We start from the raw sequence: 25,744 nt of genomic DNA, 5'->3' as shown, positions 1-25,744 counted from the left end.
ACTTTCAAATTCCTTCCATTTCCCGTGCTTTCTCCTTTTGCCTATTTTTCTTTTTGTCCAGAAAATGGAGTGAGGGGAGTCTATATCGGGTACAGTTTCCTAATACGAAATTCGGGAGGGATTTATTTGACAGACTCATCACATCACGTTCCCCGTTACCCTAAATCACTTTGGCGCGATATTCAGGGACTTCCTGAATTCCCCGCCCTTACAGAAGATTTTGAAGCCGACGTTACGATCGTCGGAGCCGGCACGACCGGGTTAACTGCTGCTTACTTATTGTCTAAGCAGGGAGTAAAGGTGGCCCTGATCGAAGCAGGCCGGATTCTTGATGGCACGACCGGCTACACGACGGCTAAAATTTCTTCTCAGCATGGGGTTATGTACGATGACCTGATTACCAATTTTGGTTTGGAAAAAGCACGCCTTTACTATGAAGCCAATGAAGAAGCTTTAACATTCATCAGAAAAACAGCGGAAGAACTGGACATTGACTGCGATCTGACGACAGAGAATGCCTATGCATACACGACAGAAAACAAAAGTGTCTCCAAGTTTGAAAAAGAATTAAAAGCATACCAGGATATTGGCATTAATGGTGGAGAGGCGTTGAATGAAGTAGAACTGCCTTATTCGGTGGAAGCAGCTTTAGTTATCAGAAACCAGGCCCAGTTTCACCCCGTTAAATTTTTCGCCGGCCTGATTCCCTCCATTGAAGCAAACGGGGGCCGAATCTTTGAACAGACGAGAGCTGCCAAAGTAAAGAGTTCTAAAAATCCTTCTATTGAAACCACTGATGGTTGTACGATCCAGAGCAGACACGTTATTGTAAGCTCACATTTTCCTTTTAATGATGAAGAAGGCCTTTATTTCTCCAGGCTTCATGCCGAGCGGTCTTATACACTCGCCGTTACGACGGAAAAGAAACCTCCTAAAGGAATGTACCTCAGCGTGGATTCCCCGGGAAAGTCGCTTCGTTACGCCAAATCAGCTGACGGAAGCGACCTGATGATTCTTGGCGGAGAAGGCCATACGGCCGGAAAGAATAAAGAAAATACCTTTAATAACTATGAGCGTCTCCGGGATTATGGAGAAAAGCATTTCGGCATTACTTCTATTCCGTACCGCTGGTCGGCGCAGGATCTTATTACACTCGATAAGGTGCCTTACATCGGCCCGGCGGTCACCGGAAAGCCAAATATATTTGTTGCGACAGGCTATGCCAAATGGGGCATGAGCAACGGCGTCGCAGCCGCCCTGCTGCTTAGTGACCTCGTCCAGGAAAAAGAAAACCGGTTTGCGGATCTGTTTGACCCAAGGCGCACAAAGCTCAAAAAAGCGGATGCACTGTCCTTTTTCAAAGAGAATATGGACGTAGGAAAAGAACTTATAGCCGGCAAGCTTCACCGCAAAGATCGAAAGCTTGAGGAATTGGAAAATGATGAAGGCGCACTGGTTACCCAAAAAGGGAAAAAAATCGGGGCCTATAAAGACGAGAACGGTCAGACCCACATGGTATCAACAACCTGTACGCATATGGGCTGTGACGTGGAATGGAACAATGCAGAACGGTCGTGGGACTGTCCGTGCCACGGTTCACGCTTTTCTTATGATGGCAGCATATTGGAAGGACCTGCGGTCACTCCTTTGAAAAAACTGGATAATAACTAACAAACAGCCGCAGAGCATAAGCTCTGCGGCTGTTTTATATCTGTGGCGCTTTTTTCAGCCAAGATTTTTCACAAGACCCAGAGCCATAAAGCCGTTACCTTCTGCGGTCATCGGATATCCAACAGGAAGCGTGCGGCGGATAAGCTGGGCATAAAGCTCCGGTTCCGTAATCGGACGTTCAAACCCGTTTTCGGCAATATTATTCAATAAAGCGAGTCCGCCGGCGACGTGAGGCGCTGCCATCGACGTACCGGACAGCCTGGCGTAGCCTCCATTCAGATAGGTGGATAGGATGTTGACGCCCGGCGCCACTAAATCAATTTCATCATTTGTATTTGTAAAATCAGACAGCTGTTTACGAAACGTTACGGCTCCTACCTGAATAACTTCGTTGTAGGCTCCCGGGTATGCAAATTCGTCTGTATCGATATTTCCATCCCCTTCATTTCCAGCCGCGCAGACGACAGAAATACCGGCATTGACGGCATTTCTTACAGCCTGATGTAACGCAGGAATGCTTTCCGGCCCGCCCAGGGACATAGAAATAATCCGTACTTTCTGTCCTCCGGTTCCTCTCCACGTTCTCGCGTAATCTATAGCCCGGACAATCCAGTCCATCTGTCCGCTGCCATTTCCTTTTAAAGCTTTCAACACAAGAAGATCGGCTTTCGGGGCAGCGCCGACGATGCCTCCGCCATTTTCCGATGCTGCGATGGTTCCTGCCACATGCGTTCCATGCCCGTTGTTATCCGTGTAGTTTTCCGAATCTCCTCTGAAATCATCTGTGAAATTCCGGCCTCCGATAATACGGTTTCTTAAATCAGGATGCGTCTGGCAGCCTGTATCGATAACCGCAATCACATTGCCGCTCCCCTGATCTGCTTCACTCCACAACACCGGAGCTTCTACGAGGTCTATGCCCGTTGGAATGGTCGATGATACGTGAACGTGCTGTTCGTGCTTAAACGGGATTAAATGAACGTTTTTCATATAATATCCTCCTCTGTGAACCAGCCTGCCTGCGCCGGTATACTATCTAAAGGGAGATTCAGACGTATTCAACAACCTGATCACGAATATAGTGTTTTATGCCCAGGTCAGCCGGGTACTATGAGTAAGTAAGCACTAATAAACGGGATGATGATTCACACTTTATATAAAGGAGTTTTGTAAATGGGACACTATGTAGATGTAGAAAAGAATGTACAGCTGTTTGTGGAAGACCTCGGAGAAGGACAGCCGGTCGTTTTTATTCATGGGTGGCCTGTTAATCACAAGATGTTTGAATACCAAATGAACGAACTGCCAAAGAAAGGCTACCGCTTTATCGGAATTGACCTGCGCGGTTATGGTAAATCCGATAAGCCCTGGGCTTCTTATGATTACAACACAAAAGCAGATGATGTAAAAAAAGTTATCGATGCGCTTGGACTCGAAGACGTAATTCTGGGCGGTTTCAGCATGGGCGGCCCGATCGCCATTCGTTATATGGCAAGACACAACAGCCACAAAGTGTCCAAGCTTGTACTCATGGCTCCGGCGGCTCCAGTGTTTACCCAGCGTGATGATTATCCGCACGGACTCGAGAAATCGGGAGTGGATGACATAATCAATAACTTAAAATCAGACCGGCCGGTTATGCTCGAAGAATTCGGCAAAATGTTTTTCGCCGGCGAAATATCCGATGCCTACGCCCATCATTTCCACAGCCTCGGCATGGAAGCTTCCTCCTATGGCACGATCCACTCTGCCGAGTCGCTCCGCGATGAAGATGTGCGCGGGGACCTTTCGTCCATTAACGTGCCAACTTTAAGCCTGCACGGCCGTAAAGATAAGATATGCCCCTTTGATTTCTCCCTGGAACTTGAAAAGAGTATCAGCGATTTTACTTTAGTACCTTTTGAAAACAGCGGCCATGGTCTCTTTTTTGAAGAGAAAGAAAAATTCAACCAGGAGCTTCTTTCCTTTTTCAGTAAATAAAAGAATTAAAAACGCTTCTCTCCGATAAAGGAAGAGAAGCGTTTTTTTGTTTTCTAGAAAGGTCCCCATTCAATACCATGGGCGATCAGCAGAAACACCGCGCCTATTAAAAACCAGGCGATGATAAGCGGCATAATAAATTTTGCCCATTTCCACCAGGAAATGCCTGCGGTAGCGAGAACAGCCATGAAGTATCCTGACGTAGGAAAAATAATATTGGAAATCCCATCTCCAAGCTGGAAGGCAAGGATTGCTGTCTGCCGGGTCGTGCCGACAATATCGGCAAGCGGGATCATAATAGGCATCGTAATCAGCGCCTGGCCGCTTCCGGATGGAACAAAGAAATTAAATAATCCCTGCGTGCCAAGCATACCAAGTACGGTTACCGAAGACGGCATCGTGCTGACCACGGAAGCCAGTGCAAAAATAATGGTGTCGATAATCTGGCTTTCTTCCATCACGACCGCTACACCACGGGCGATCCCAATAATCATTGCCCCCATCAGCACTTCCCTGAATCCGTTGTTGAAACTGTCGCTGATTTCATTACCGGACATACCGGCAATAATTCCAACAATAATCCCCATTGCCAGGAAGTACCCGGCGAGCGCCACAAAATCCCATTGAAATTGAAGCACTGCAAAGACCATCCCTGCAAACATCAGCAGGGCGGTAATGCCGGCAATTTTTTGTCTTGTATTCATAAATATCTTTTCTTCCTGCACGTCATTGTGTTTCCAGAACTCTTCTGCTTCTGCCGCAGCTATTTCCGGATTTTTCTCTAATTTTCTTGCATACCGGAGCAGAAACAACACGCCGGCCAGAATAATAAAGGAAAGAACGAGGAAGCGGTAAGCTGCTCCGGAATACATCGGCAGATCCGCAATTTGGTGGGAAAGGCCGACCGTTCCCGGATTGGTAATAGCGCCCAGAAAACCTCCCGACGTGGCAATGAGTGCCACACCGGCTGCCATCATTTTATCGTACCCCAGTTTAATCATCAGCGGAATAAGAATCGGTATATACACCAGGCTTAATTCGGGCGTTCCGACAAACGCCGCAATCATGGAAAATACCACCATCAGAATAGGAATAATTAATTTTTTCCTGTGCTGGAATGTGGTCGTTAAGTACTGCACACCAAATTGGATCAGGCCGGTTTCTTTAAAAACATAGAACGCGCCTCCAATCATGAAGGTAAAAAAGACGACCGGCGCTGCATCAATCAGCCCCTGCGGGATTGCAGTCAGAAAATCCATAATGCCGATAGGTGCGGCATCAATATAGGAAAACTCTTCTGCGTTTATCATTTCCCGACCGCCCGGACCTTCTATTCTTTCATACTCCCCCGCGGGAACAATATAAGAAGCTAAACTCATAATAGCGATAAACAAAATAAGAATCACGTATATATGCGGAAAGGAGAACCGGCTTCCTTTTTTCGGAGAATCAGAAGTTTCTATGTTTTTTTCAGAAGAGGGTCCCGGCTTTTTAGCTGACTGCATATGAATAAATCCTCCTTGATTTTAAGCCAATAACGGCTGTTTTTGTTTTGTATAAATGTCCAGTGCTGCCCGGGCGGCTTCGCCTTTGTGAACAGCGGCGCCTGCATAAATAAGAGAAGCCTCCAGTCCCATCAGAACCTGCAGAACATTTTCCTGCCGGCAGCTGTAGCCCATCGTACCGATCCGCCATATTTTCCCCTGCAGCGGACCGAAAGATGAAGCAATTTCAATGCCAAACTGCTGCAGCAGAAAATCCCTGACCTCGTCTCCGTCTATTCCTTCAGGAATAGTAATACACGTTACGGTCGTAAGCTTCGCTGCCGGGTCCCCAAACAAGGTAAGTCCCATAGCTTCCAGCCCGGCTGTCAGCGCCTGCTCATGGTAACGGTGCCTGCTGAAGCGCTCTTTGAGTCCTTCTTCCAGCACTACCTGCAGCCCTTCGTGAAGCCCGTATATCATATGTGTCGCTTCCGTATGGTGGTTCAGCCTGCTTTCGCTCCAATAGTCCTGAAGCTGCGTCAGGTCAAAATAATTGCTGTGGATCCTTCTTGGATTGGGGGTTTTTTCCTTTTGTACAAGCCCCTGCTCGATGTTTTTCCGCTCGGCTATTACCTTTTCCACCCGGTCGTTATATGTCAGCGGAGCAAGCCCGGAAGGCACGGAAAGGCATTTTTGTGTACCGCCGATAACTGCATCAATACACCAGTCATCCGTTTTTACATCCATGCCCGTTACAGTCGCTACGGCATCTACCACAAGCAGTACATCCTGGGAGCGGCACGCTTTTCCAATCGCTTCAAGCGGCTGCACGCGTCCAGTGGACGTGTCGCCATGAATCATACCGACTATTTTAGGATCCACCTTTTTTATTTCTGCAATAACATCGTCCGGATCAAATACCGTGCCCCATTCGGCATGCATGCGGAATACCTCGGCCCCGCACCGCTCGGCGATTTCTGCCATCAAATAGCCAAACCGTCCAAAGATCGGAATCAATACTTTATCCCCCGGTTCAATCAGGCTGCACATGACTGCTTCAATACCTGCTCTTGACGTCCCATCCACCGGAAACGCCCATTTATTTTTCGTTTGGAAGGCCTGACGCAGCCGCTCCATCGTCTCATCCATAATCGACGTAAAAGCCGGGTCAAACTGGCCCAGCATACGGTTGGACATCGCCTGCCTTACCCGTGGATGAACCTCAACAGGTCCCGGTGTCATGATGGTGCGCTGTGGTATGTGTAATCCTTGCATCATGGTAGTTCCTCCTCTTATTCTGCCAGCCTGCGAATGGTTTCCAGAAGTACATTCGCGCCGTTAATACAGTCCGCCTTATCGCTCCATTCATCCGGATGATGGCTGATCCCCTGTCTGGAGCGGACAAAAATCATTCCAAATGGGACATGCTCCCCAAGGAGTAATGCATCGTGGCCGGCACCGCAGTTCATTTCATATACTGGAAGACCCGCGGAAACGCAGCTGTCTGCGATCATTTTTCTAATCTCTTCGGAGCAGGAAGCCGGCTCCACCTGCTTGGTTATGTGGTGTTCTATGTGTACATTCCGCTTTATCTCCTGTGCCTGAAAGCACTGTTTCACGCGGGAGAGCATTCGCTCTCTTTTGGCTGTATCTGTATGACGGAAGTCAATGGAAAAGGCCGCTTCTCCCGGAATAATGTTAATTCCGTCTGGATATACTTTTAGCTTTCCTACTGTACCAACTCCGCCTTCGTCTACAGCAGCCTGTTCCACCTCCAGCATCACTTCAGCCATCGCCAGGGCCGCATCCGAGCGGATATTCATCGGTGTAGCTCCTGCATGATCGGCCATTCCTTTTACTTTCACCTGAAGCCACAGCGGCCCCTGGATGTCTTTTACCACGCCTACGGAAAGCTGCTGCTCTTCCAGCTGCCTGCTTTGTTCGATGTGCATTTCTATATATGCTTTGACCGTTTCCGGAGCCCGGACAGCTTTATGAAACTCAGCAGGATCAAAGCCTGCCTGCTCATAGGCCTCTCTATACGTCATGCCCTGATCATCTTTAAGCTTCAATGTGTCGTCGCTTATTTTTCCAAACATTCCTCTGCTGCCGGTATAGCCGGCCCCGAAACGAACGCCTTCCTCGTCTTGAAAAGAAACTACTTCTATGGGATGGGTTATAGGAATTTCCGCTTTCATTAACGCTCTCACCGCTTCAACAGCGCCTATTACACCAAGGGTCCCGTCAAAGGGACCGCCATTTATGACCGTATCAATATGGGAGCCCGCAATAACCGCGGGAGCACCAGGAATACTTCCTTCCATTCTTCCAATAATATTGCCTACATTATCAACCCGGACATCCAGGCCGGCTTCTTTCATGTATTCGATCAACCGGCGTCTTGCTTCCATGTCTTCAGGTAAGAGGGCCAGTCTTGTAATGCCGCCTTTGTTATCCCGCCCGATCTGCCGGAAGGCCATTAGTCCATCCCAGAGCTGTTTTTCATCTACTTGGCATACAGCCAGCATCGCCTTCACTCCCGTCTTGTATTAGTTGACGTAAGTATAAGTCGAATTTTTCAGACAATCATTGTTTACCTTGTCCAAAAAAATTATATTCTATTGGTTATTCAGACCAGTAAAAATCAAATATACTTTTTCGTATATGTCACAAAGGCGAAAGTATCGTTTTCTCTTAAACGGCCTTATGGCAGATAATATGACAAAAAAATAAGCGTCCGCTGATGGACGCTTATTTTTTGCTGAGTTTTATTAACCGGGAAGCCGTTACATCAATGCCGCTGCTGTACAGAAGGTGAGGATGGGATACTGGTTCAGCGAAGTGGTTGGCCTGAAACAAGTCATTTTGCGATGCTTTCCAGCTTCCTTTCTCCAACGGCCAGGGTGTATGGGCAATCCGGCCCTCAAATAAGCCGCTTCTGCCTCTGCTCGTGTAAAAAATATATCGTTCTGTTAACCAATGTTCCAGGCTTCCCTTCTCCGCGTAAAAGATCTCTCCATCTCCTTTGTACACGGCGTCAAATCTTGTGTACGTATTCCTTCGCTTATGGGCAAACTGTATCCACTCCGGCGTGGAGGACACAGAAAAATCTGCCTGGTAATAAGGGATCGCGAATAACTTCTTTGCAAGGTAGACGCCCAGTGCTGATGAAGCATCCAAATTAAAAAAATAAACACCCTTTTTTTCATTCAAAGTGACATAAGTGCGCAGGTTCAGCTCGGGAAAAGCAAGCCCGGTCCCGTCCGGCATTACAGCCGGCCGAATATTTTCCATTAGAAAAGGCACTACTCCCAAATAAGCCCTTCCGTTAAATGTATCGAGCTGCAGCCCTTTGGGAAGACGAGCCTCCACTTCGATGGGATCCCAGTCCCAATGCGCAAATAGAGCCTTCTCCCACCTCATTTTTAACAGCCTTGGTTCCATAGGATCAGCTCCTCATTTCCTTTTGGTCCTATAAGTATAAAAGGAAAAGCAGCTTGTAGACAGGATCTTGCTTTTAATTTACGCAAATTGCTTGCAGTTGCCGTTCACGAGCAGTATTATAAAAATATTATATCTTTAGTATTGATACTTTTTACCTAATTAATATTTAAAAATTTCCAAATATTGACGATATAATGAGAAAACAACTATGCTTACTTGTTAACGGAGGGGATTATGGAAGCATTTACCGGATCATATAACTACTGGATTGTCCTTTTATCTGTTTTTATCGCTTCTTTTGCAGCCTACTCCGCCTTGGATTTAACTTCACGTGTGATTCATTCAAACGGCTGGAAGCGCAGAATTTGGCTATATATAGGTTCTTTTGTAATGAGCCTTGGCATTTGGTCTATGCATTTTGTCGGCATGGTGGCGTTCGAAATGGATATGCCCATGGTGTACAACCAATGGATGATGATACTTTCTTTTGCTGCGGCCTACATTGGGTCCCATATTGCCTTTTTTACGATTAACCTGAAATCCAGGCTGAATAACCGACGGCTCGTCCTGGCTGGCTTGTTTATGGGAGCTTCCATTTCTGCCATGCATTATATTGGAATGGCCGCAATAGAAGGCTTTACGATTTCATACGATTATGTTCTTGTCGCTTTATCTATTCTGGTTGCTGTTCTTGCTTCCATGACTGCTTTGAAGATGTTTTATGAGCTGGCCATGAGGGATGCTTCCTTTACATTATTTTTATATAAATTAGTCAGTGCGGTATTGATGGGCATTGCGATCAGCGGCATGCATTATATTGGAATGAATGCTGCATCCTTTACAGGAGACATGAACCACGATCATTCCGGCGGCATTGACTTAACGACGACTGCTATCATTGTGAGCGCCTTTATTGTAATGATTCAGTGCTTTTTTGTAGTTGGTGCTTTTACAGATAAACGCCTCGCTTCCCAGACGGTCATGCTTTCTGATAATGAACACCGCTATCAGTCACTGCTTGACCACAGTATTGATGCTATCTTTACGACCGATCTTAACGGCAGGTTTACGAAGATGAATAAATCCGGTTCCCGGCTGATCGGTATCCCCGAGCACAAATGGAAAAATGTTAACCTGTCCTCAGTATTTTCCGGAGAAGAAATGGATCATCTGTCTTATCAGTTCCGAAAAGTAGTTTCAGAAGAAAAACCTTCCAGTTTTGACTCTATTATTCAATCTAAAGACCATCCCGTTCATTTAAACACCACGTTAATCCCAATGTATTTGGGCAGTGAACTTGAAGGCATTCACGGGATAGTCAGGGATATTACCGCCCAGGTGGAGGCTGAAGAAGAAATCCATGCGATTGCTTACACTGATCAGCTGACCGGCCTGCCGAACCGCCGCTATTTTGTTAATAAGATTGAACAAACGCTGGCTGTATCTACTGAAAAAACCGTTTTATATTTTCTCGACCTCAATCGATTCAAGATGATTAATGACTCGCTCGGTCATTCTGTAGGAGACCTGCTCTTGAAAGGTGCTGCATTGCGGCTGCAGGAGTGTATAGATGACAGGGCTGTCCTCGCCCGGCTCGGCGGAGATGAATTCACCATTCTGCTGCCTATAATAGAGCATGATAATTATCCGACCGAAGTAGCAGAATCCATTATTAGAGCATTCGAGCAGCCCATCCAGGTTCTCGGCCATAACCTGTATATGTCCCTCAGCATCGGCATTGCCGTAGCACCGGAAGATGGAGAAACTTCAGATGAATTAATGAAGCATGCAGATATAGCAATGTACGCAGCGAAATCAAGAAGTAAAAGCACCTATGCGTATTACCACGCCAGCCTTTCTTTAAAAACGGAAACCATGCTCAGGCAGGAGCAGGAATTAAAACACGGTATTACAAACAATGAATTTTTTCTAGCCTATCAGCCGCAGATCAGCTGTATTGATCGTGCCATTGTCGGTGTAGAAGCACTGGTCCGCTGGAGGACAAAATCAGGAGAAATCAAAAGCCCGGGCGAGTTTATTCCACTTTCCGAGGAAACCGGTTTGATTATTCCTTTAGGAGAAGTTATTCTCGATATGGCCTGTCGTCAGGCGAAAAAGTGGGAACAGGCAGGCTCTCCTATCCAGGTTTCTGTTAATCTCTCGCCCAAACAGTTTCAATCCGACGACATTGTTGATTATGTAGCTGCCGTGCTGCACCGCTATGACCTTTCCCCTTCTCTGCTTGAGCTTGAAGTGACAGAAAGCATGACGATGGATCATATGGACCGCTCCATCGGCATTTTGAATAAATTCAGGGATTTGGGTGTGTCTTTATCTATAGACGACTTCGGGACGGGGCACAGTTCGCTTGCTTATTTAAAAGAATTTCCTATTCAGCGGTTAAAAATCGACCGCTCATTTATTAAAGACATTCACTCCGACGACCGAACAGAAAAAATCACCAGTGCCATTATTGCGATGGGACGTCACCTTAACCTTTCCATAACGGCAGAAGGGGCGGAAACAGCCGAACAGGTTTCCTACCTCGAAGATCATCACTGTTCGGATATTCAAGGTTTTTACTTCAGCAAACCGCTTTCTCCCATGGAAATTGAAGCCAACTATTTTGCAAACAAGTCAAACGGCTCCATCTCTTCTTAAATCCCTATCCGTCCGGCCTCCAGAAGTAATCGGGGGCCGTTTTTTCCCATTATCCGGACTTGTCACGGCAGCGGCAATAAGCTTATGATAAAACTAAGCTTTGGCAGAACAAATAAAGTAAATGAAACGTTTAAATAAAAAGAAGGAGTTTTTCCAATGAAACGAATTGCCGTATTCTGCGGTTCAAAAATGGGAAACAGCCCGCAATATAAAGAAGCCGCTTCGGCCCTTGGGTCACTGCTGGCCAGGGAAGGCATCGACATTATATACGGTGGTGCCTCCGTTGGAACGATGGGTGCCCTGGCGGACAGTGCGCTTCAGGAAGGCGGAAACGTCATTGGCGTTATCCCGCAGATGCTTGAGCAGAGAGAGCTTTCCCATCAAGGATTGAGCGAACTTTTTATTGTAAAATCCATGCACGAAAGGAAAGCAAAAATGGAAGAACTTGCTGACGGATTTATTGCTCTTCCGGGTGGCCCCGGCACGCTGGAGGAACTAGCAGAAGTGTTCACATGGGCCCAGCTCGGAGCACATAGAAAACCTGTTGCCCTGCTGAATGTTAATCATTACTATGATCATTTTTTAAGCTTATTTGCACACATGCAGAAAGAAGGCTTTCTCGAAGAAAGCCAACGCTCCATGCTGATATATAATAACGACGCAGCAGCGCTGCTCGCCGGCATGCGCTCTTACGAGCCGCCTCATGCCGCTCCTATTATTGACAGCTCTCAAACTTAACGAAGAAATGGAAATTTGGAAGGATCGTCCTGATGCTGTTCGAAGTATTGAACAGCCGGGGCGATTCTTTCTTTTAAGTCTGTGCATTCAATCCCTGATCCTTCCAGGTCCTGCCTGGCTCTTCTCGTATCAAATGATGCTTTGTATTCAAAGTAGTCCAGCGTTTCTTTGGGAATGCCCAGCTTTCTGCGTAAGGCTCCTGTAGACAACAGCATACGAAGAAGACTTATCGGGACTTTACGCTTTGGTTCGGTGCCATGTATTTCAAGAGCAAGCATACGCTGAATTTCTTTCATTTTATAAGGATTTGGATCCGTCAGGTGATACGTATGATTTTCTCCTATGGCTTCATGCGCCAGATAAAGCGAAGCCCGGATGACGTAATCAATCGGCACAAAGTTTCCTTCTGCTTCCCCGCTTCCCGTATACCCTCGAAACGCAGCCTGTGTTTGGTTCCGCATCGCTTTAATTAAATAATAAAACCCATCGAACTTATCCGTTTCTCCCGTTACAGAATCCCCCATAATAATACCAGGGCGTATAATCGTCACCGGGACGGTTCCCCGCAGCATTTTTTCTACAAGAAATTCCCCTTGAAACTTCGTTTGTTCGTAATTATTTTTAAAGTACTGCTGTTCATTAAGCTGGGATTCAAAAATCTTCCCTTGTCGCTTTCCCGCTATGTAAGCAGTGCTGAAATACGTATAGCGTTTTAGATGCGGCAGCTGTTTTACCCAGTCATTCACCATTCGTGTGCCTGTTACATTGACCGAATAGGCATAATGGTAAGAGACCGCCAGATCGTATACTGCCGCCAGGTGAAAGACGTAGGTCACCTGTTCTTTTATCTGTTTTTCATACGCAGAATCTATGTTTAAACCGGATTTTGTAATATCACCGGGAATAACCTGAATGCGGGTACGTGGAAATTCCCGTGCTTTTGCTGTCTCATTTGCTTTCTCTTCTGCCTCTTCCAGCTTGTCCGGATGTACGAGAAGATAAATCGACTCGGTATCCGGTTTTTCTTTAAGCAGCTCACGAAGCAGCGCTCCTGCTACAAAACCGGGAAAACCTGTAATAAAATAAGAATTTTTCACGGAATTTCTCCTTTTCCTTTTTATTTTCGTTAAAAACGGGTACACATTTTAAAGAGGAGGGATGACACAATGGCAAATGAAGAAACAACAGCTCAAAAGATGGAAGCAACAACAGAAGAAGCGTTCAAATCTTTAGAAGAAGCAGAGGCGGCAGCTAAGCCGAATCATATTATCGTTTCTAATGATAACGGGGTAACATTTCTAGTTATTCCTGCTGAACGCAAAACAGTAGCGAATTCGCTCGGTTATGACGTACACGAGTAATTGTGAAATAAAAGAAGCTTCTTTCTAGGACTCATTAGAAGAAGCTTCTTTTTTTTGCGTTTTTGTACGGACTTTTTATGACCGTCCCAGCAGGTATTTATAAACAGCCTGGGTGCCGCTGTCTTCTTCGCCTGCTTCTGCCATCGCTTCATATACTTTTTTAGAGGTACGCAGGCCGGGTGTTTCAATGCCGAGCTCTTCTGCTGATTCAATAGCAATTCCCATATCTTTAATAAAGTGTTTTACATAAAATCCCGGAGCATTATCTCCTTTTATCATTCTTGGAGCAAGGTTTGTTAAAGACCAGCTGGAAGCGGCGCCGGTGCCGATACTTTCGAGAACCTCTTCTTGATTGAGGCCGGCTGCTTTAGCATAGACCATGGCTTCGGCCACGCCCATCATCGTGGACGCGATGACGATCTGATTGCTCATTTTCGTATGCTGGCCTGCCCCTGCTTCGCCCTGCCATTTGATATTTGATCCCATCGCTTCAAATACGTCTGTCAGTGCGTCAAATGCTTCTTTATCTCCGCCCGCCATAATAGCAAGCGTGCCTCCCTTGGCACCGATGTCTCCACCTGATACAGGTGCATCGACAGCGTGGATATTTTTCTCTTTTGCCTGGTCATAGATAGTCCGGGCAAGTTTTGGTTTGGATGTTGTCATATCAATAACGTAGCTCCCCGGGCCGGCTCCTGCCAGAATTCCTTTTTCTCCAAAGTAAATTTCTTCTACGTCTGAAGGATAGCCGACCATGGTAATGACAACATCTGCCTGCTCCGCCAGTTCTTTGACGGTTGGAATCCATGAAGCGCCTTCTTTAATCAGGTCTTCTGCTTTTTCTTTTGTCCGGGTGAATACGAGCAGCGTATAGCCTGCTTTCATTAAATTCGCTGCCATGCTTTTTCCCATTACCCCTAAACCAACAAAGCCGATTGTCTGCAATGTACGCTTTTCCATAGATTCAGCCACCTTTTCGTTAATTATGTATTCTAGTTTTGTATACCCTTCCATGCGGGAGTCTTAAAACCCTTCTTTCTAAAAAAGACAGAGAAGGCTTTAATATCTCTTACAACGGCTGGATCACCGGTTTTCTTTCTTTATAGTAGCGCCACTCTTTAAAGCCTGTCTCCTTGAGCACCTGCCGGACTTCTTCCCATTCATCGCCTACGCGCTCCGGCACGTGGCTGTCAGATCCAAATGTTACCGGCACACCGTAATGACAGGCCATTTCCAATATACCTGCAGAAGGATACCATCCTCCGCAGTATTTCATTTTCCCGGAGGTATTCACTTCAATCGCTGTTTCTGTTTCTGCAATCACCTTCAGCGTCTGCTCTATTTCCGGAGTGTACAGCTCTGCGATATAAGGGAAATACCCTTTCAGCGCGTCAATATGTCCTAGAATATCAAACATGCCGCTCCGCGCGGACTGCTGAATCAAATGATAATATTTATTTTTCACACGGAGCATCTCTTCGTCTGTCATGTCCTTCCAACGGTCCTTATCAAAAATGTTCCTGTCTTCAACGAAATGAACGGAGCCGATAATGTAATCAAGCTCGTATTTAGCATATGCATGCTTATACGTGGAGGCTGCTTTCGGGAAGTAATCTGATTCCACCCCTGCCAGCACGTCAATCCGGCCTTTGTATTTTTGTTTCAATGCTTCTATTTCCTGTATGTACCCTTCAAATTCGCTTGCTGCCATTGTTATGTGTGGATAAGGGTGGTCTGTTTTTTCGGCAAAATAAGGAGAATGATCGGAGATGCCAATAACCTGAAGACCCGAATCCACTGCCGCTTTAATATAATCCTCCATCGTTCCTTTCGCATGTCCACAGCGATAGTGATGAGTATGCATATCAAACTTATTCATAATATCCCCTCCTGTATGTAGTTTAGCAGATATCCGGCCTCTGTTCCCAGCGACTATTGCTTTTGTTGACAGAAAAGGAAAAATCATTATATATTCAAGGAAGTTTATAAGGAAAGGATTTATGTAGAGTGAAATGGAGTTTTGGCTTAACTATTATGTGGACAGGTGTCTTCATATTAGCTGTGCTGTTCTTTGTTGATAACACTGACCTGATGGAAATGACGGAAAATCCTTTTCAACCTGAAGTCTCAGCTGAAGAGATTATAGAATTAAATGGACTGCACCCGAGTGTGGAAGAAAAAAGAGACCGCGTAATACGCCGGGCAGGAGCAAGAGGAATAGATATCGTTATTACAGAGGAGTACCGTACCGAAGAAGAGCAGGAGGCGCTGTATGCGCAGGGCCGAACCGAACCCGGTCAGATAGTAACAGGGGCCCGCGGAGGAGAATCCTATCATAATTATGGTCTTGCCTTTGACTTTGCTGTACTTGATGAAAATGGAGAAGTTCACTGGGATATAGAGAGGGATGGAAACGACAGCGGCACTGCAGACTATAAGGAAGTCGGAGAGATAGGAAAAGACCTTGGGCTGGAATGGGGGGGAGACTGGCAGGGCTTCACGGACTATCCGCACTTTCAGCAGAGCTACGGCTGGAATATCAGCGATCTGCAGCGGGCGGAAGACGCTTTGTAATACCTCTCCGTTTTTTTGACTAAGTGTTCTCTTCATACCGTCCTTCTTTGTACCAGTAGAGCACTTGAATGACCAGAGCAATCACAACGATGAGAACCATCCATAAATAATTGACGTAGCCCGGACGGAAGATGCTCAATATTACAACAAGTCCCGCAATAAACCACGCCATATGCTGGGCATTTTTCCACATGGAATTCCCTCCTATTTGTGCGTCCTCCATCCAGTATACTCTCTTTTGGGAACAGACAAAAACCTTTCCACTCAATAGCGGAAAGGTTCTTTACTGTTCTGTTTTTGTTTCCATTTATAGATTCCCCAAAACGCTGTAATAATAAAAGCAGCAAGGGACACGATAAAGCAGATTCGGAAAAACGGCGGGTAATAAACAAATTCAATGGTATTTTCACCGGGTTCAATTTCTGTACCAAGAAAAGCAAAATTTGACTCTAGCACGTCCCGGGTTTCTCCGTTCACTTTAACATTCCATCCCAGCTCATGAGGAACCGGAAGCGTCAGATGCGTGTGATTTTCTGTATTATCAAATGCAAGCTCCATACGATTTCCATCTATGGTAACCTCTTCATCTTCATGGGTTTCAGAAGATACAGCCTGTTCAAGCGTTTCATAGGTTTCGCCGGCCAGTCCGAGGTTTTCCAGCGTATAGCTTCCTTCCGGCATGCGGATGGAAACAGTATCTGCACTCTCTACACGGATCGTAATGTCATTTACATCCGTCCGGTATAAAGAAGTATGCGATTTACGGTCTGTCTGAAACTCATTCACATCGAGCGGGTAACCAGGGGCCGCGTGATCGTTTTGCTCCAGATAAAAGGATACATAGAGATCTTCCCATGCCTCCGATTCTTCTCCAAGTACAATATCCAGACCGCCTTCTTCTTCTGTGACAGTCAGCTGCCCCTCATTGTACTCGCCGTTAACCGGCACGACTTCTGCTTGTTCCAGAATATCAGGGCTGTTGTTGGGAACCTCGGCAGACTCATCCGGATTTTCCAGTACAATACCTGAGAGCATGGCCTGTTCGCGTTCGGGAATTGAACGGTTTAATGCTTCTTCCCTATCATAAATCGTACTCGACGTCTGCACAAAAGGCAGAATGTTCGTATTTTCATAGATTACATAGTTGTCGCTTTCCATGTATTCTTCAAAACCATACGGCACGACTTCATCTTCTTCCTCTTTCGCATGCATTACATACTTTCCGCGAAGCTCGCTGTATAAATTCGCCCGGTCCCCAAAACCGGAATAACGGCTGACGCTTTCACTTTCCATATCAATTTCCAGGTCTTCATAATACAAAAACAACATAGTCTGATTCTGGATACTGGAATACGCACTTGTCCCGTGAAAACCTTGAATAAAAGGAATATTGTTTCTTTCGTCTTCCCCTCTCCAGTCAAGCCGGGGCATCGTCGTTTCATCCCGGGCCTGGAGACGGTCAATCAGTTCAATCTGTTCTTCATTCATATAGTCTCCGCTCAGCATATATTCACGGGTCACCTGATCTACATTATTGCCTTCGTGAAATTCAATGCGCTGATGGTTGTTCAGCACGAGAATGTTGCCGATCATAATAACCGCGAGCAGCGTGTAGCCAAGAACCGGATTGCGGAACCAGCCAAACAGCACAAATACTACCGCTATGACTGCAGCCTGAATAAGTACCAACATACCCTGGTTCGTATCATTATCTGCTACATCCCCTGTTACATACATGAATGCATACATCACCATAGCCAAAATGCCTGCCGTCAGCAGACGGCTTTTTTTCACTTTAGTCAGCAGCTGCAGGCCAACTGCGGTCATGCCGCCTATTGTGAAGCCAGCAAGGTACTCAAAACGGTTTCTTGGTGCGGAAAAGCCGTTAAATAAACTGCCGGCAAGCGGGCTGAAGTGCAGGATGATCAGCAGCAGACTAATCGACGTAAATAACAGAAACAGTTTATTTTTATAAAACGCTCCTATCCATACAAAAAGTAAAAAAACAGTAGGCAGCAGCAGTGTCAAACTTGTAAATAAAATGTTGTCGGAAAAATCAAATAGCGCTATGCTGTCTTCATAAGGCGGCCGATGGTTGTTAAGATACCCATAAGCCGCCGGAATAAAGCCCGGGGATCCCATACCAAAACCGAGCAGTCCGCCGAGCGTGTAGTGCTTAAACTGCTTTTTAAGCGGTGCTTCTTTCTTTTCAAGCCGGATCAGCCATCTGGCCAGAATATAAATACCAATAAAAATAAGATTAATATAGGCAAAGTAGAAGTTAGAGAAGACCGTCAGCGCAACAGCCACCACAAACCAGGCCGGCTGCTTTTCCCGGATGATTTTTTCTACTCCTAAAACGAGAAGCGGAACCCATAATAGGGCATCCGCAAAAAATTCCCAAAAAACCACGTGGCGGAAGTAAATAGCGCTGATTGCATATAAAGAAGCCCCCACAAAAGCTGGGACTGTCTGGATTCTCATGTAGCGGAAGACCGCCGTCGTGATCAGAATAATGACGGTGACCCGTATAACGCTTATCCATACGTTCGCCTGGGCCCAGAACAGCGCATCCGGCGAATCAATGATTCCTATCGTATCAAGTACAAAAACAACGGCTGCCGAAAAAAGGTATACCAAATTGGTAGAGTAGTAATAGCCGAGCTGACTGTATATTCCTGCTCCCATTCCAAAGGAAAAGGAATAAAAGAAATTTCCGCTTGTGTATTCGTTATACAACAGCGCCTTAAAAGGTGCTATTTGATTCAGACCGTCATTTGGTCCAAGCATGTAGCTGTCGTTCCACCATTCTCTTAGGAAGAAAAAATGGGAGAAGAATGCAGCGGCAAAGGCCGCGGCAATAAGAATAATGATTTTTCTTTTGTTAGTCATAGAGGCCCACCGTTATTTTTTTAGTATTTTTCCAGTAACAATAAATGTAATAGGGATAGTGAAAATCACAGCGAACAGCGGGGCTGCGTTACTGTTCAGCTGAAGCCATTCCACAAAAACAAATACAAGCGTCGAAGACACAGCTACATTGACAAATTGAGTAATCGGAAACTGCAGAAATTTCGACAGTGTCGGCTTAACCCGGTACGTGAAATACGTATTGAGAAAAAAGGAAATTACCAAGCTGACAAGAAAACCAAGAATGTGTGACACCATATAATGTAAAGACAAAAGATTGTGGCAGACTAAAAATACAACATAATAATTAAATGTATTCATGCCGCCGACAAGTACAAAACGAGTGAATTCCGTGTTAAACCGCTTCATTTCTTATTTCTCCTCGTAGTATTTGTCTCCTGGACAAGATAGTGCGGCCGCTGCTTGGCTTCATAGTAAATACGGCCAATATATTCGCCTATTACGCCTAGGCTGAATAAATGCAGCCCTCCCAGAAACAATACGGCTGAGATCGTCGTGAAATATCCCGGCACGCTGACGCCCTGCCGGAAAACCTGTACAAACATAATCGTAATATACACGAGTGAGAGCATCAGGATAAACAAGCCCACATACAAACAGATGCGCAGCGGTTTATGATTAAAGGAAATCATTCCATCGATTCCATAGTTGACCAGGTTCGACATGGACCATTTTGTTTCCCCCTGCTGGCGCTGCACGTTTTCATAGTGGATAATCTTCTGGTCGTACCCAATCCACGAAAACAGACCTTTGGAAAAACGATTGCCTTCTTTTAGTTCCAGCATGGAATCCACCGCGCGGCGGCTTAACAACCGGAAATCGCCAATGCCATTTTTTAAGTCTACATCCACCAGCTTATTCATTAATAAATAATAAAGATTGGAAAGACCGGTACGTACTTTAGAATCGCCTGTTCTATTGCGCTGGGCAATGACCTGGTCATATCCTTCTTCATATCCTTTAAGCATATCCGGAATCAGTGACACCGGATGCTGCAGATCGGCATCAATAATAATGACGGCTTCTCCTTTAGCATGCTCCAGACCGGCAATTAACGCTGCTTCTTTACCAAAGTTTCTCGTAAAGGAGATGTAGCACACCTCTTCAAAAGCAGCGGCCAGCTCCTGCAATACCTGCAGCGTATTATCACTGCTTCCATCATCTATATAAACAATTTCGTATTGATAGTTCAGTGATTCAAATTCTTTCCGTAACTCTTCATGAATTAACGGTACGTTTTCCGCTTCATTATACGCAGGTATAATAAAGGAAACGGTTGGCTGCAAACCGCTCATAGCTGCTCCTCCAATTACATTTATCTCTTTTTTATCTTCTTGAACTTCGTTTCTGCTTTCTTACAATCATGCCTGGATCGACCGGCATAAAAGAATCATACCGATAATATAATATACCAGAAGACGGCTCGTTTAGTTTCAAAAGAGCCATGGAAAAGCTATGTGAAATTATGTAATTCTCTGCTTCCTGCATAAAGAAAGCCGGCCGGCTTCAGCCGGTCAGCTGTTATGCTACTCTGCCAGAAAATCCTTAATCACTCTATTTACAATTTCAGGTTGTTCATGATGAACCCAGTGTGTCGCTTCTTCCACAAGAACAAATTTTCCATCCAGGCACAGTTTAAGACTTTCCTTCGGGAGATTTTTGGATAAAAACGTATCATCGGCACCCCAGATAATCTGTACGGGCACAGGTACATTGTTATCTGTCCCCTGCAATTTTGTAGACTTGGAAAGAGACCGGTACCAGTTAAGCATCGTCGTCAATGCCCACGGCTGACTCCACGCTTCTTTATATTTTTTTATATCCTCAGGCGAGAACACGTCCGGCCGGCTGGTTTTAAGCAGTGCTTTTTTCATTGCTAGAAAGTCGTTGGCGCGAAGCGCTTTCTCCGGTGCTTCTGCCATTTGGAAAAAAAGCATGTAAGAGCTTTTAATCCACTGCTGTGGTTCTGTAGCAAGCACTCTTGGCATAACGGCCGGATGCGGGATATTAATAGGAATAAGCTTTTCTACATATTCAGGACGTGTCGCGGCTAAATGCCACCCGACAGCACCGCCCCAGTCGTGCCCGATAATAATTGCTTTATTTTGATTATGATGCTTGATCAAGCCGATAATATCGTCCCGCAGTTTATTTAATGTATAATTTTCCACGCCCGAAGGTTTATCGCTTAGATTGTACCCTCTCTGATCCGGGGCAATCACTCTATAGCCAAGCTCTGCCAGCATGTTTATTTGATGTTTCCACCCATACCAGAATTCCGGGAATCCATGGAGCAGAACGACCAATTCGCCATCGTCAGGGCCTGCCGTCGCTGTATGAAGAAGTATGCCATTTGTTTCTATATATTCAAAAGTGATATCTGCCATAATGTCAGCCTCCCTTTTGCTGGTTATTTCTTTTATATTCCCTCTGGTTAAAGGCGTAAACTTGCAATTGGAGTTCCCTCTGCCGGAAGGGCCTTTTCCTGCGCTTATGAAACCATGTTCTATTCCTTTTAGTTTTGCAGCTCCCAGTCGTTCTGCTTTAAAGAGCTGATCTGCTCATCAATGTTATCCTCGTTAAAACGAATACCGAAATCATCGGGAAGCTCATCGTTCTCTACGCCGGCCATACGATGTGCCATTAAATCACCGAGCGTCTGGTAATAATGATGGGCATCATAGAAATAATCAGGATTTCCCGTCACAGAATTCACATACATAAAATGTTCTACTTCCCCGAATACATCGGTGATGTCATGAAGCCACTGTTCGTAGTCTTCTTCTCGTCCCTCCTGCTGCATCGTGCGAAACAAGTCTTCCGTCACCGGTGTGGTAAACGCTGTGAATTCTGTATCCGGATGCGCCTCCCGCAGCTGCTGCATTTCCTCCTTGAAATTTTCATCATAGGAATATGTTTGTTCATCATACGTTACGTCTTCAAAATCCTGATCTTTTTCTTCAATTCGTTCCTGTGTTTCTTCCAATCCCAGCTTTTCTGTCGTCCCTGCATTACTGCGGTCATAGCTCCGATGAAAAGGTTCGTCATTTAAAGAGGCTGATGCGTTTTTAAAAGATTGTTCCAGCATATCTCTTGATAAATAAGCTTTTAGAGGATACAGCCGGTCCTGCGCGTTTTCTATAAATGGTGCCGGATCGGTTACTCCCTTATTCTCAGACGTCGCAAAAAAATCAAACCCTATATACACTTTGTCGAGCGGCTCTCCTCTTTTCTCTTCCACATATTCCAGATAGGGGCCGTATTCCTTATGGCTCATATGCCCGGAGGACATATTGAATACATCCTCATCCCCGAACTCCTGCTGATTTATATAGGTGACACGGCTGCTGCCAATAAGCAGAGTATCAAATTCTTCCCCGGCAAAAGCCACACGATTGATTTTCTGCTGTCTTTCGTCAAAATCTTCCTGGACTTCATTCAGCCGGTTTTCATGATTAAAAAACCAAAGCGGATCGACTATTGCGTTAATAGAAAACATTATAATAAACGGCAGCATAATAATGCTTAGCATCCCACCGGTAAAAGCCGCAGCTTTTTTCTTTCTTATCATTTCTCTCCCGCCTTGTTCTCTCTTAGTATTCTTTTCTTTTATACCCTTAAATCCCCTGCATGCAACATGCTTTGCTGCACCTCTGTATTTTATTTTCTTTCTTTCCCCGTGTAAATAAGCCATCCTGCCTTTTCACTATAAAAAAAGCTTCCGCCGCAGCGGAAGCCTTACTTTATTCGTTTGGAATCATTTCTCTGGAAAGCTCGGTGTCTTTCACATATGCTTTTGGACTCATAATTTCATCAGGGTTAAAGTCATCAAGAGACTTTCCTTTTTGAATCCGGTTAGGAGCATCCGGATTGGCGAGAGCAGCTCTTGCAACGGCCACATAGTCACATTCTCCCCGGTCAATCATGCCGGCCGCCTTATCTGGATCTGCCAGATTCCCTGCTGTAATAACAGGAACGCCGCCGAAGGCTTTTGCCGCTGCTGCCATAGTCATTGTTCCTTCGCCAAAACCGGATTCGGCTGCATCGTCATCGGAAATGTGAATGTAGTCCACTTCAGACCGGCCGATTATCCCGAAAATAGTTTCGGCTTCTTTTTCTCCACCCGACCATTTATGGTTTGGATTGACTACTTTGATTTGGGAGATACGGATACCAAGCACCATATCATCTCCAATCGCTTCTCTTACTTCTTTAATAAGTTCCAGCAGGAAAGTCAGTCGCTTTTCTACACTGCCGCCATACTTATCGGTGCGCTTATTTATACCTTCTGACAAAAATTGATCCAGCAGATAGCCGTTTGCCCCATGAAGTTCGATGCCGTCAAATCCGGCTTCTGCGGCATAAATAGAAGCCTGGACAAATCCGCGCTTTGCTTCATCAATGTCTGCCTGCGTCATTTCGCGTGCCTGCTGAAACATTCCTTCTCCGCCGTAGGCACCGACTTTTTCTGCATTCGGATCGTAAGGAGACGGCGCAATCGTTTCGTCCTTATAGTAGCTGCCCTGCGACTGCGCTCCTGCATGCATAAGCTGAACAATCGCTTTTGAACCGTTTCTTTTTATATCCTCTACGATAGGCTTCCAGGCATCTCTGTGCTTTTCCGTGGCAATGCCTGCCTGATTTTCATAGCCCTGGCTGTACGCTGTATCCGGATAAGTTCCTTCTGTTATCACTGCGGAAAATCCGCCTTTCGCATAACGAACGTAATACTGGTGCACCCGATCGTTGGGCGTACCGTCTGCTTCCGAACTGACTCTCGTCATGGGACCGACCATGTAACGATTCTTAAAAATGTGATTGCTTATATTTCCCTGTTTAAATAAATTGTTATCAAACTTGTCCATTTTTATCACCCTGCTTATTTATAGTTAGTTATGGTAATCGCTATACCCTATACAGATCTATTTATAAACATTTCTTTATGCCTGAACGACGAGAACAATCATAAACGTAATGAGATAAAGGGAAAATAAAATGCCGCCGATACCGGACACAATTCCTGTAACAGCCATCGCCATGCCTTTTTCCTGGGCTGCTTTTATTTTTTTCCGGGCGTTTTTCCCAAAGATAATGGCCATCACCCCAAAAATAATACCAATAACCGGTGCAAATAAAGATAAAATGCCAAATACCATTGCTACAATAGCGTCTCTGTTTACTTCTGCTTCTTGTGCCATATGCTGCTGTCTCCTTTTATATAGAGTACTGCTGATTACAGCCGCTCTCTGCAAAATAGTCTTCAATCACCTGTTCATCTGAATGGGGAATGGACTGTCCTTTTACAATCTGCGCCCCATTTATACAACCGCTCGTCAACAAAACTATATCCCCTTCTTCTGAAAGAGACAATGCTTTCTGAACGGCTTCTTTTCTAGTGGGGGCGGTATGAATGGAAGGATCATCAGGATGTTTAAACCCGGAAAGCACTTTGTCTATGATCACCTGTGGCTCATGCTCACCCGGATGATCTACAGAAACGACAATATGCTCCGCTCTACCCTCAGCTGTTTCTGCCATTCGGGGCATTTTGGAAAAATCACGTATTCCTATTCCCATCAGCATTAATATAATCCGCCGACCGTTCTGCTTTTCCGCTTCCTTTAAAAGCTGATCCATTGCCGTTGGCGTATGGGCATAGTCTATAATGATTTTCTGCTTTTGCTTCCCCCATACTACTTGAAACCTGCCCTCCACCGGTTCTATTTTTTCCGCTGCTTCCAGTACACGGTTTAGCGCATATCCGCCGTGCAGCGCTGTACAGACCGCAGCGAGTACGTTGGCTGCATTGTATTCTCCAAACACCGGCAGAAAAACGTTATGAGTTTTTCCGTTCATTTCTATTATTGCACTCGTTCCCGCATCAGATGGCGTAAGGGCATATGCATGTATATCTGCCGGCACTTCCCGGTCGAGGCTGTACGTTAATACGCTGCCCGGAAACACAGAAAGAATTTCCGCCCCTAATACATCGTCTGCGTTCACTACGGCTTTATCAGCCTGTTTAAATAATTTCAGCTTAGCCTCCCGGTAGTTTTCAAACGTTTTGTGGTATTCCATATGTTCCGGCGACAAATTCGTATGCACGGCGACATCAAATAGAAGTCCCTCCACCCTTTTTTGATCAAGCGCAATAGAAGACACTTCCATCACAGCCGCCTCTTCTCCCTGTTTTACATATTCAGAGAAGATCCGGTGCAGATCAGGAGCCTCCGGAGTCGTCGGGGTACTCCCCCGAAACGCCAGCTTTTCCCTGGAAGACCAGATGCCGTTCGTGCCAATCATTCCGGCAGGTTTCCCCAGCGCATTAAAGATCGAGCGTATATAAGAGGCCACTGTCGTTTTTCCGTTCGTGCCTGTTACTCCCATTAAGAATAAAGAACGGTAACTGTTGTTATAAAATGCGGCGGAAAATTGGGCTGCCGCTGTTCTCGTATTCAATACTTCGATAAATGTAAGATCGGGATAGCGTATACTTAAATCTTTCATTCGTTGCCCGTTCTGACTTACAACCACTGTGCACCCTTTGTTTAGCGCTTCCTCAATAAAGGTTTCTCCGTTTTCGTTAAACCCTTTCATGCAGAAAAAAACAGCGCCTTTCTGGGACTTCCGGGAATCAAATACTATAGAAGTAACCTCGCCGTCTTCTTTGCCGAACACCTTGATGTAATCGAATATATGGTTTCCGGGGAACTGTATATACATTCATTGGCCTGCTCTCTATCTTTATTCGCCATTTATACAAGAGCCTGTTTTTCCTTTTTCCCCCTGCAGGAAAATACAGGCAAGTAATAAGATCGAGTAAAGTGTACCCCGCCGGACACATTTTTTTCAACTTACACCCATTATCATTAACAGCCTTTGTTTTATTTGGCATAATAA

23 protein-coding genes are annotated in these 25,744 nt (G+C 45.5%); 6 read left to right on the top strand and 17 right to left on the bottom strand.

Annotated elements, in window-relative coordinates:
* Positions 1-126 precede the first annotated feature (126 nt).
* Positions 127-1,671, top strand: coding sequence for an FAD-dependent oxidoreductase (locus tag AC5W14_RS05000; protein WP_496059867.1), 1,545 nt, complete (start codon positions 127-129; stop codon positions 1,669-1,671).
* A 54-nt stretch (positions 1,672-1,725) separates the two neighbouring features.
* On the opposite strand, the gene AC5W14_RS04995 is transcribed toward AC5W14_RS05000, so the two are convergent.
* The gene (locus AC5W14_RS04995) at positions 1,726-2,661 is read right to left on the bottom strand and encodes a S8 family peptidase (protein ID WP_496059868.1); all 936 of its coding nucleotides are present in this window, start codon (positions 2,659-2,661) and stop codon (positions 1,726-1,728) included.
* Between the two features lie 183 nt (positions 2,662-2,844).
* Between AC5W14_RS04995 and AC5W14_RS04990 the strand changes: the two genes are divergently transcribed.
* Complete coding sequence (locus AC5W14_RS04990; RefSeq protein WP_496059869.1) at positions 2,845-3,651, top strand: alpha/beta fold hydrolase; 807 nt, start codon at positions 2,845-2,847, stop codon at positions 3,649-3,651.
* Between the two features lie 53 nt (positions 3,652-3,704).
* On the opposite strand, the gene AC5W14_RS04985 is transcribed toward AC5W14_RS04990, so the two are convergent.
* The 4 genes from AC5W14_RS04985 to AC5W14_RS04970 all read right to left on the bottom strand — a co-directional run bounded on the left by AC5W14_RS04985 (position 3,705) and on the right by AC5W14_RS04970 (position 8,579).
* The gene (locus tag AC5W14_RS04985) at positions 3,705-5,156 is read right to left on the bottom strand and encodes a YfcC family protein (protein ID WP_496059870.1); all 1,452 of its coding nucleotides are present in this window, start codon (positions 5,154-5,156) and stop codon (positions 3,705-3,707) included.
* 21 nt (positions 5,157-5,177) lie between these two features.
* Positions 5,178-6,413 carry a pyridoxal-phosphate-dependent aminotransferase family protein gene (locus tag AC5W14_RS04980; RefSeq protein ID WP_496193824.1) on the bottom strand — a complete coding sequence of 412 codons (1,236 nt, stop codon included), beginning with the start codon at positions 6,411-6,413 and terminating at the stop codon, positions 5,178-5,180.
* A gap of 14 nt (positions 6,414-6,427) precedes the next feature.
* On the bottom strand, positions 6,428-7,663 hold the full coding sequence (locus tag AC5W14_RS04975; protein WP_496059872.1) for a Zn-dependent hydrolase: 1,236 nt from the start codon (positions 7,661-7,663) through the stop codon (positions 6,428-6,430).
* A gap of 223 nt (positions 7,664-7,886) precedes the next feature.
* Positions 7,887-8,579: a YqjF family protein gene (locus AC5W14_RS04970; RefSeq protein ID WP_496059873.1), complete on the bottom strand. Its 693-nt coding sequence runs from the start codon at positions 8,577-8,579 to the stop codon at positions 7,887-7,889.
* A gap of 234 nt (positions 8,580-8,813) precedes the next feature.
* Between AC5W14_RS04970 and AC5W14_RS04965 the strand changes: the two genes are divergently transcribed.
* Together AC5W14_RS04965 and AC5W14_RS04960 are read left to right on the top strand one after the other, a co-directional pair.
* Positions 8,814-11,240, top strand: a complete 2,427-nt coding sequence (locus AC5W14_RS04965) for an EAL domain-containing protein (protein WP_496059874.1) — start codon at positions 8,814-8,816, stop codon at positions 11,238-11,240.
* A gap of 156 nt (positions 11,241-11,396) precedes the next feature.
* Positions 11,397-11,978: an LOG family protein gene (locus AC5W14_RS04960; protein WP_496059875.1), complete on the top strand. Its 582-nt coding sequence runs from the start codon at positions 11,397-11,399 to the stop codon at positions 11,976-11,978.
* Here AC5W14_RS04960 and AC5W14_RS04955 read toward each other — a convergent pair.
* Positions 11,975-13,075 (bottom strand): SDR family oxidoreductase, encoded by a 1,101-nt coding sequence (locus AC5W14_RS04955; protein ID WP_496059876.1) that lies wholly within the window; start codon positions 13,073-13,075, stop codon positions 11,975-11,977. The two genes, AC5W14_RS04960 and AC5W14_RS04955, sit on opposite strands and share 4 nt — an antisense overlap.
* Before the next feature lie 69 nt (positions 13,076-13,144).
* Here AC5W14_RS04955 and AC5W14_RS04950 point away from each other — a divergent pair, with 69 nt between their 5' ends.
* Entirely contained in the window at positions 13,145-13,339 is a 195-nt protein-coding gene (locus AC5W14_RS04950; RefSeq protein WP_496059877.1) for a hypothetical protein, read from the top strand.
* A gap of 75 nt (positions 13,340-13,414) precedes the next feature.
* On the opposite strand, the gene AC5W14_RS04945 is transcribed toward AC5W14_RS04950, so the two are convergent.
* The gene (locus tag AC5W14_RS04945; protein ID WP_496059878.1) at positions 13,415-14,299 is read right to left on the bottom strand and encodes an NAD(P)-dependent oxidoreductase; all 885 of its coding nucleotides are present in this window, start codon (positions 14,297-14,299) and stop codon (positions 13,415-13,417) included.
* Between the two features lie 109 nt (positions 14,300-14,408).
* Positions 14,409-15,218 (bottom strand): histidinol-phosphatase, encoded by an 810-nt coding sequence (locus AC5W14_RS04940; protein ID WP_496059879.1) that lies wholly within the window; start codon positions 15,216-15,218, stop codon positions 14,409-14,411.
* 128 nt (positions 15,219-15,346) lie between these two features.
* Between AC5W14_RS04940 and AC5W14_RS04935 the strand changes: the two genes are divergently transcribed.
* Positions 15,347-15,913, top strand: coding sequence for a M15 family metallopeptidase (locus tag AC5W14_RS04935; protein ID WP_496059880.1), 567 nt, complete (start codon positions 15,347-15,349; stop codon positions 15,911-15,913).
* A 19-nt stretch (positions 15,914-15,932) separates the two neighbouring features.
* Here AC5W14_RS04935 and AC5W14_RS04930 read toward each other — a convergent pair whose 3' ends face one another.
* From AC5W14_RS04930 to AC5W14_RS04890, 9 genes are all read right to left on the bottom strand, one after another.
* Positions 15,933-16,106, bottom strand: a complete 174-nt coding sequence (locus AC5W14_RS04930; protein ID WP_496059881.1) for a hypothetical protein — start codon at positions 16,104-16,106, stop codon at positions 15,933-15,935.
* 71 nt (positions 16,107-16,177) lie between these two features.
* Positions 16,178-18,805 carry a YfhO family protein gene (locus tag AC5W14_RS04925; RefSeq protein WP_496059882.1) on the bottom strand — a complete coding sequence of 876 codons (2,628 nt, stop codon included), beginning with the start codon at positions 18,803-18,805 and terminating at the stop codon, positions 16,178-16,180.
* 12 nt (positions 18,806-18,817) lie between these two features.
* Positions 18,818-19,192 carry a GtrA family protein gene (locus AC5W14_RS04920; RefSeq protein WP_496059883.1) on the bottom strand — a complete coding sequence of 125 codons (375 nt, stop codon included), beginning with the start codon at positions 19,190-19,192 and terminating at the stop codon, positions 18,818-18,820.
* Positions 19,189-20,139: a glycosyltransferase family 2 protein gene (locus AC5W14_RS04915; RefSeq protein WP_496059884.1), complete on the bottom strand. Its 951-nt coding sequence runs from the start codon at positions 20,137-20,139 to the stop codon at positions 19,189-19,191. Before AC5W14_RS04915 ends, AC5W14_RS04920 begins: the two co-directional genes overlap by 4 nt.
* A 231-nt stretch (positions 20,140-20,370) precedes the next feature.
* Positions 20,371-21,231, bottom strand: a complete 861-nt coding sequence (locus tag AC5W14_RS04910; protein ID WP_496059885.1) for an alpha/beta fold hydrolase — start codon at positions 21,229-21,231, stop codon at positions 20,371-20,373.
* A gap of 128 nt (positions 21,232-21,359) precedes the next feature.
* On the bottom strand, positions 21,360-22,415 hold the full coding sequence (locus tag AC5W14_RS04905) for a hypothetical protein (protein ID WP_496059886.1): 1,056 nt from the start codon (positions 22,413-22,415) through the stop codon (positions 21,360-21,362).
* A gap of 172 nt (positions 22,416-22,587) precedes the next feature.
* Positions 22,588-23,709, bottom strand: a complete 1,122-nt coding sequence (locus AC5W14_RS04900) for an NADH:flavin oxidoreductase (protein WP_496059887.1) — start codon at positions 23,707-23,709, stop codon at positions 22,588-22,590.
* A 75-nt stretch (positions 23,710-23,784) separates the two neighbouring features.
* Positions 23,785-24,042, bottom strand: a complete 258-nt coding sequence (locus AC5W14_RS04895) for a DUF4190 domain-containing protein (protein WP_496059888.1) — start codon at positions 24,040-24,042, stop codon at positions 23,785-23,787.
* Between the two features lie 16 nt (positions 24,043-24,058).
* Positions 24,059-25,567, bottom strand: coding sequence for a UDP-N-acetylmuramoyl-L-alanyl-D-glutamate--2,6-diaminopimelate ligase (locus AC5W14_RS04890; RefSeq protein WP_496193823.1), 1,509 nt, complete (start codon positions 25,565-25,567; stop codon positions 24,059-24,061).
* Positions 25,568-25,744: the final 177 nt, after the last annotated feature.

Source organism: Sinobaca sp. TMA16-18 (genome assembly GCF_059510535.1).
The sequence above is the reverse complement of the archived record's forward strand: the minus strand, read 5'-3'. Positions and strand labels throughout refer to the sequence as shown.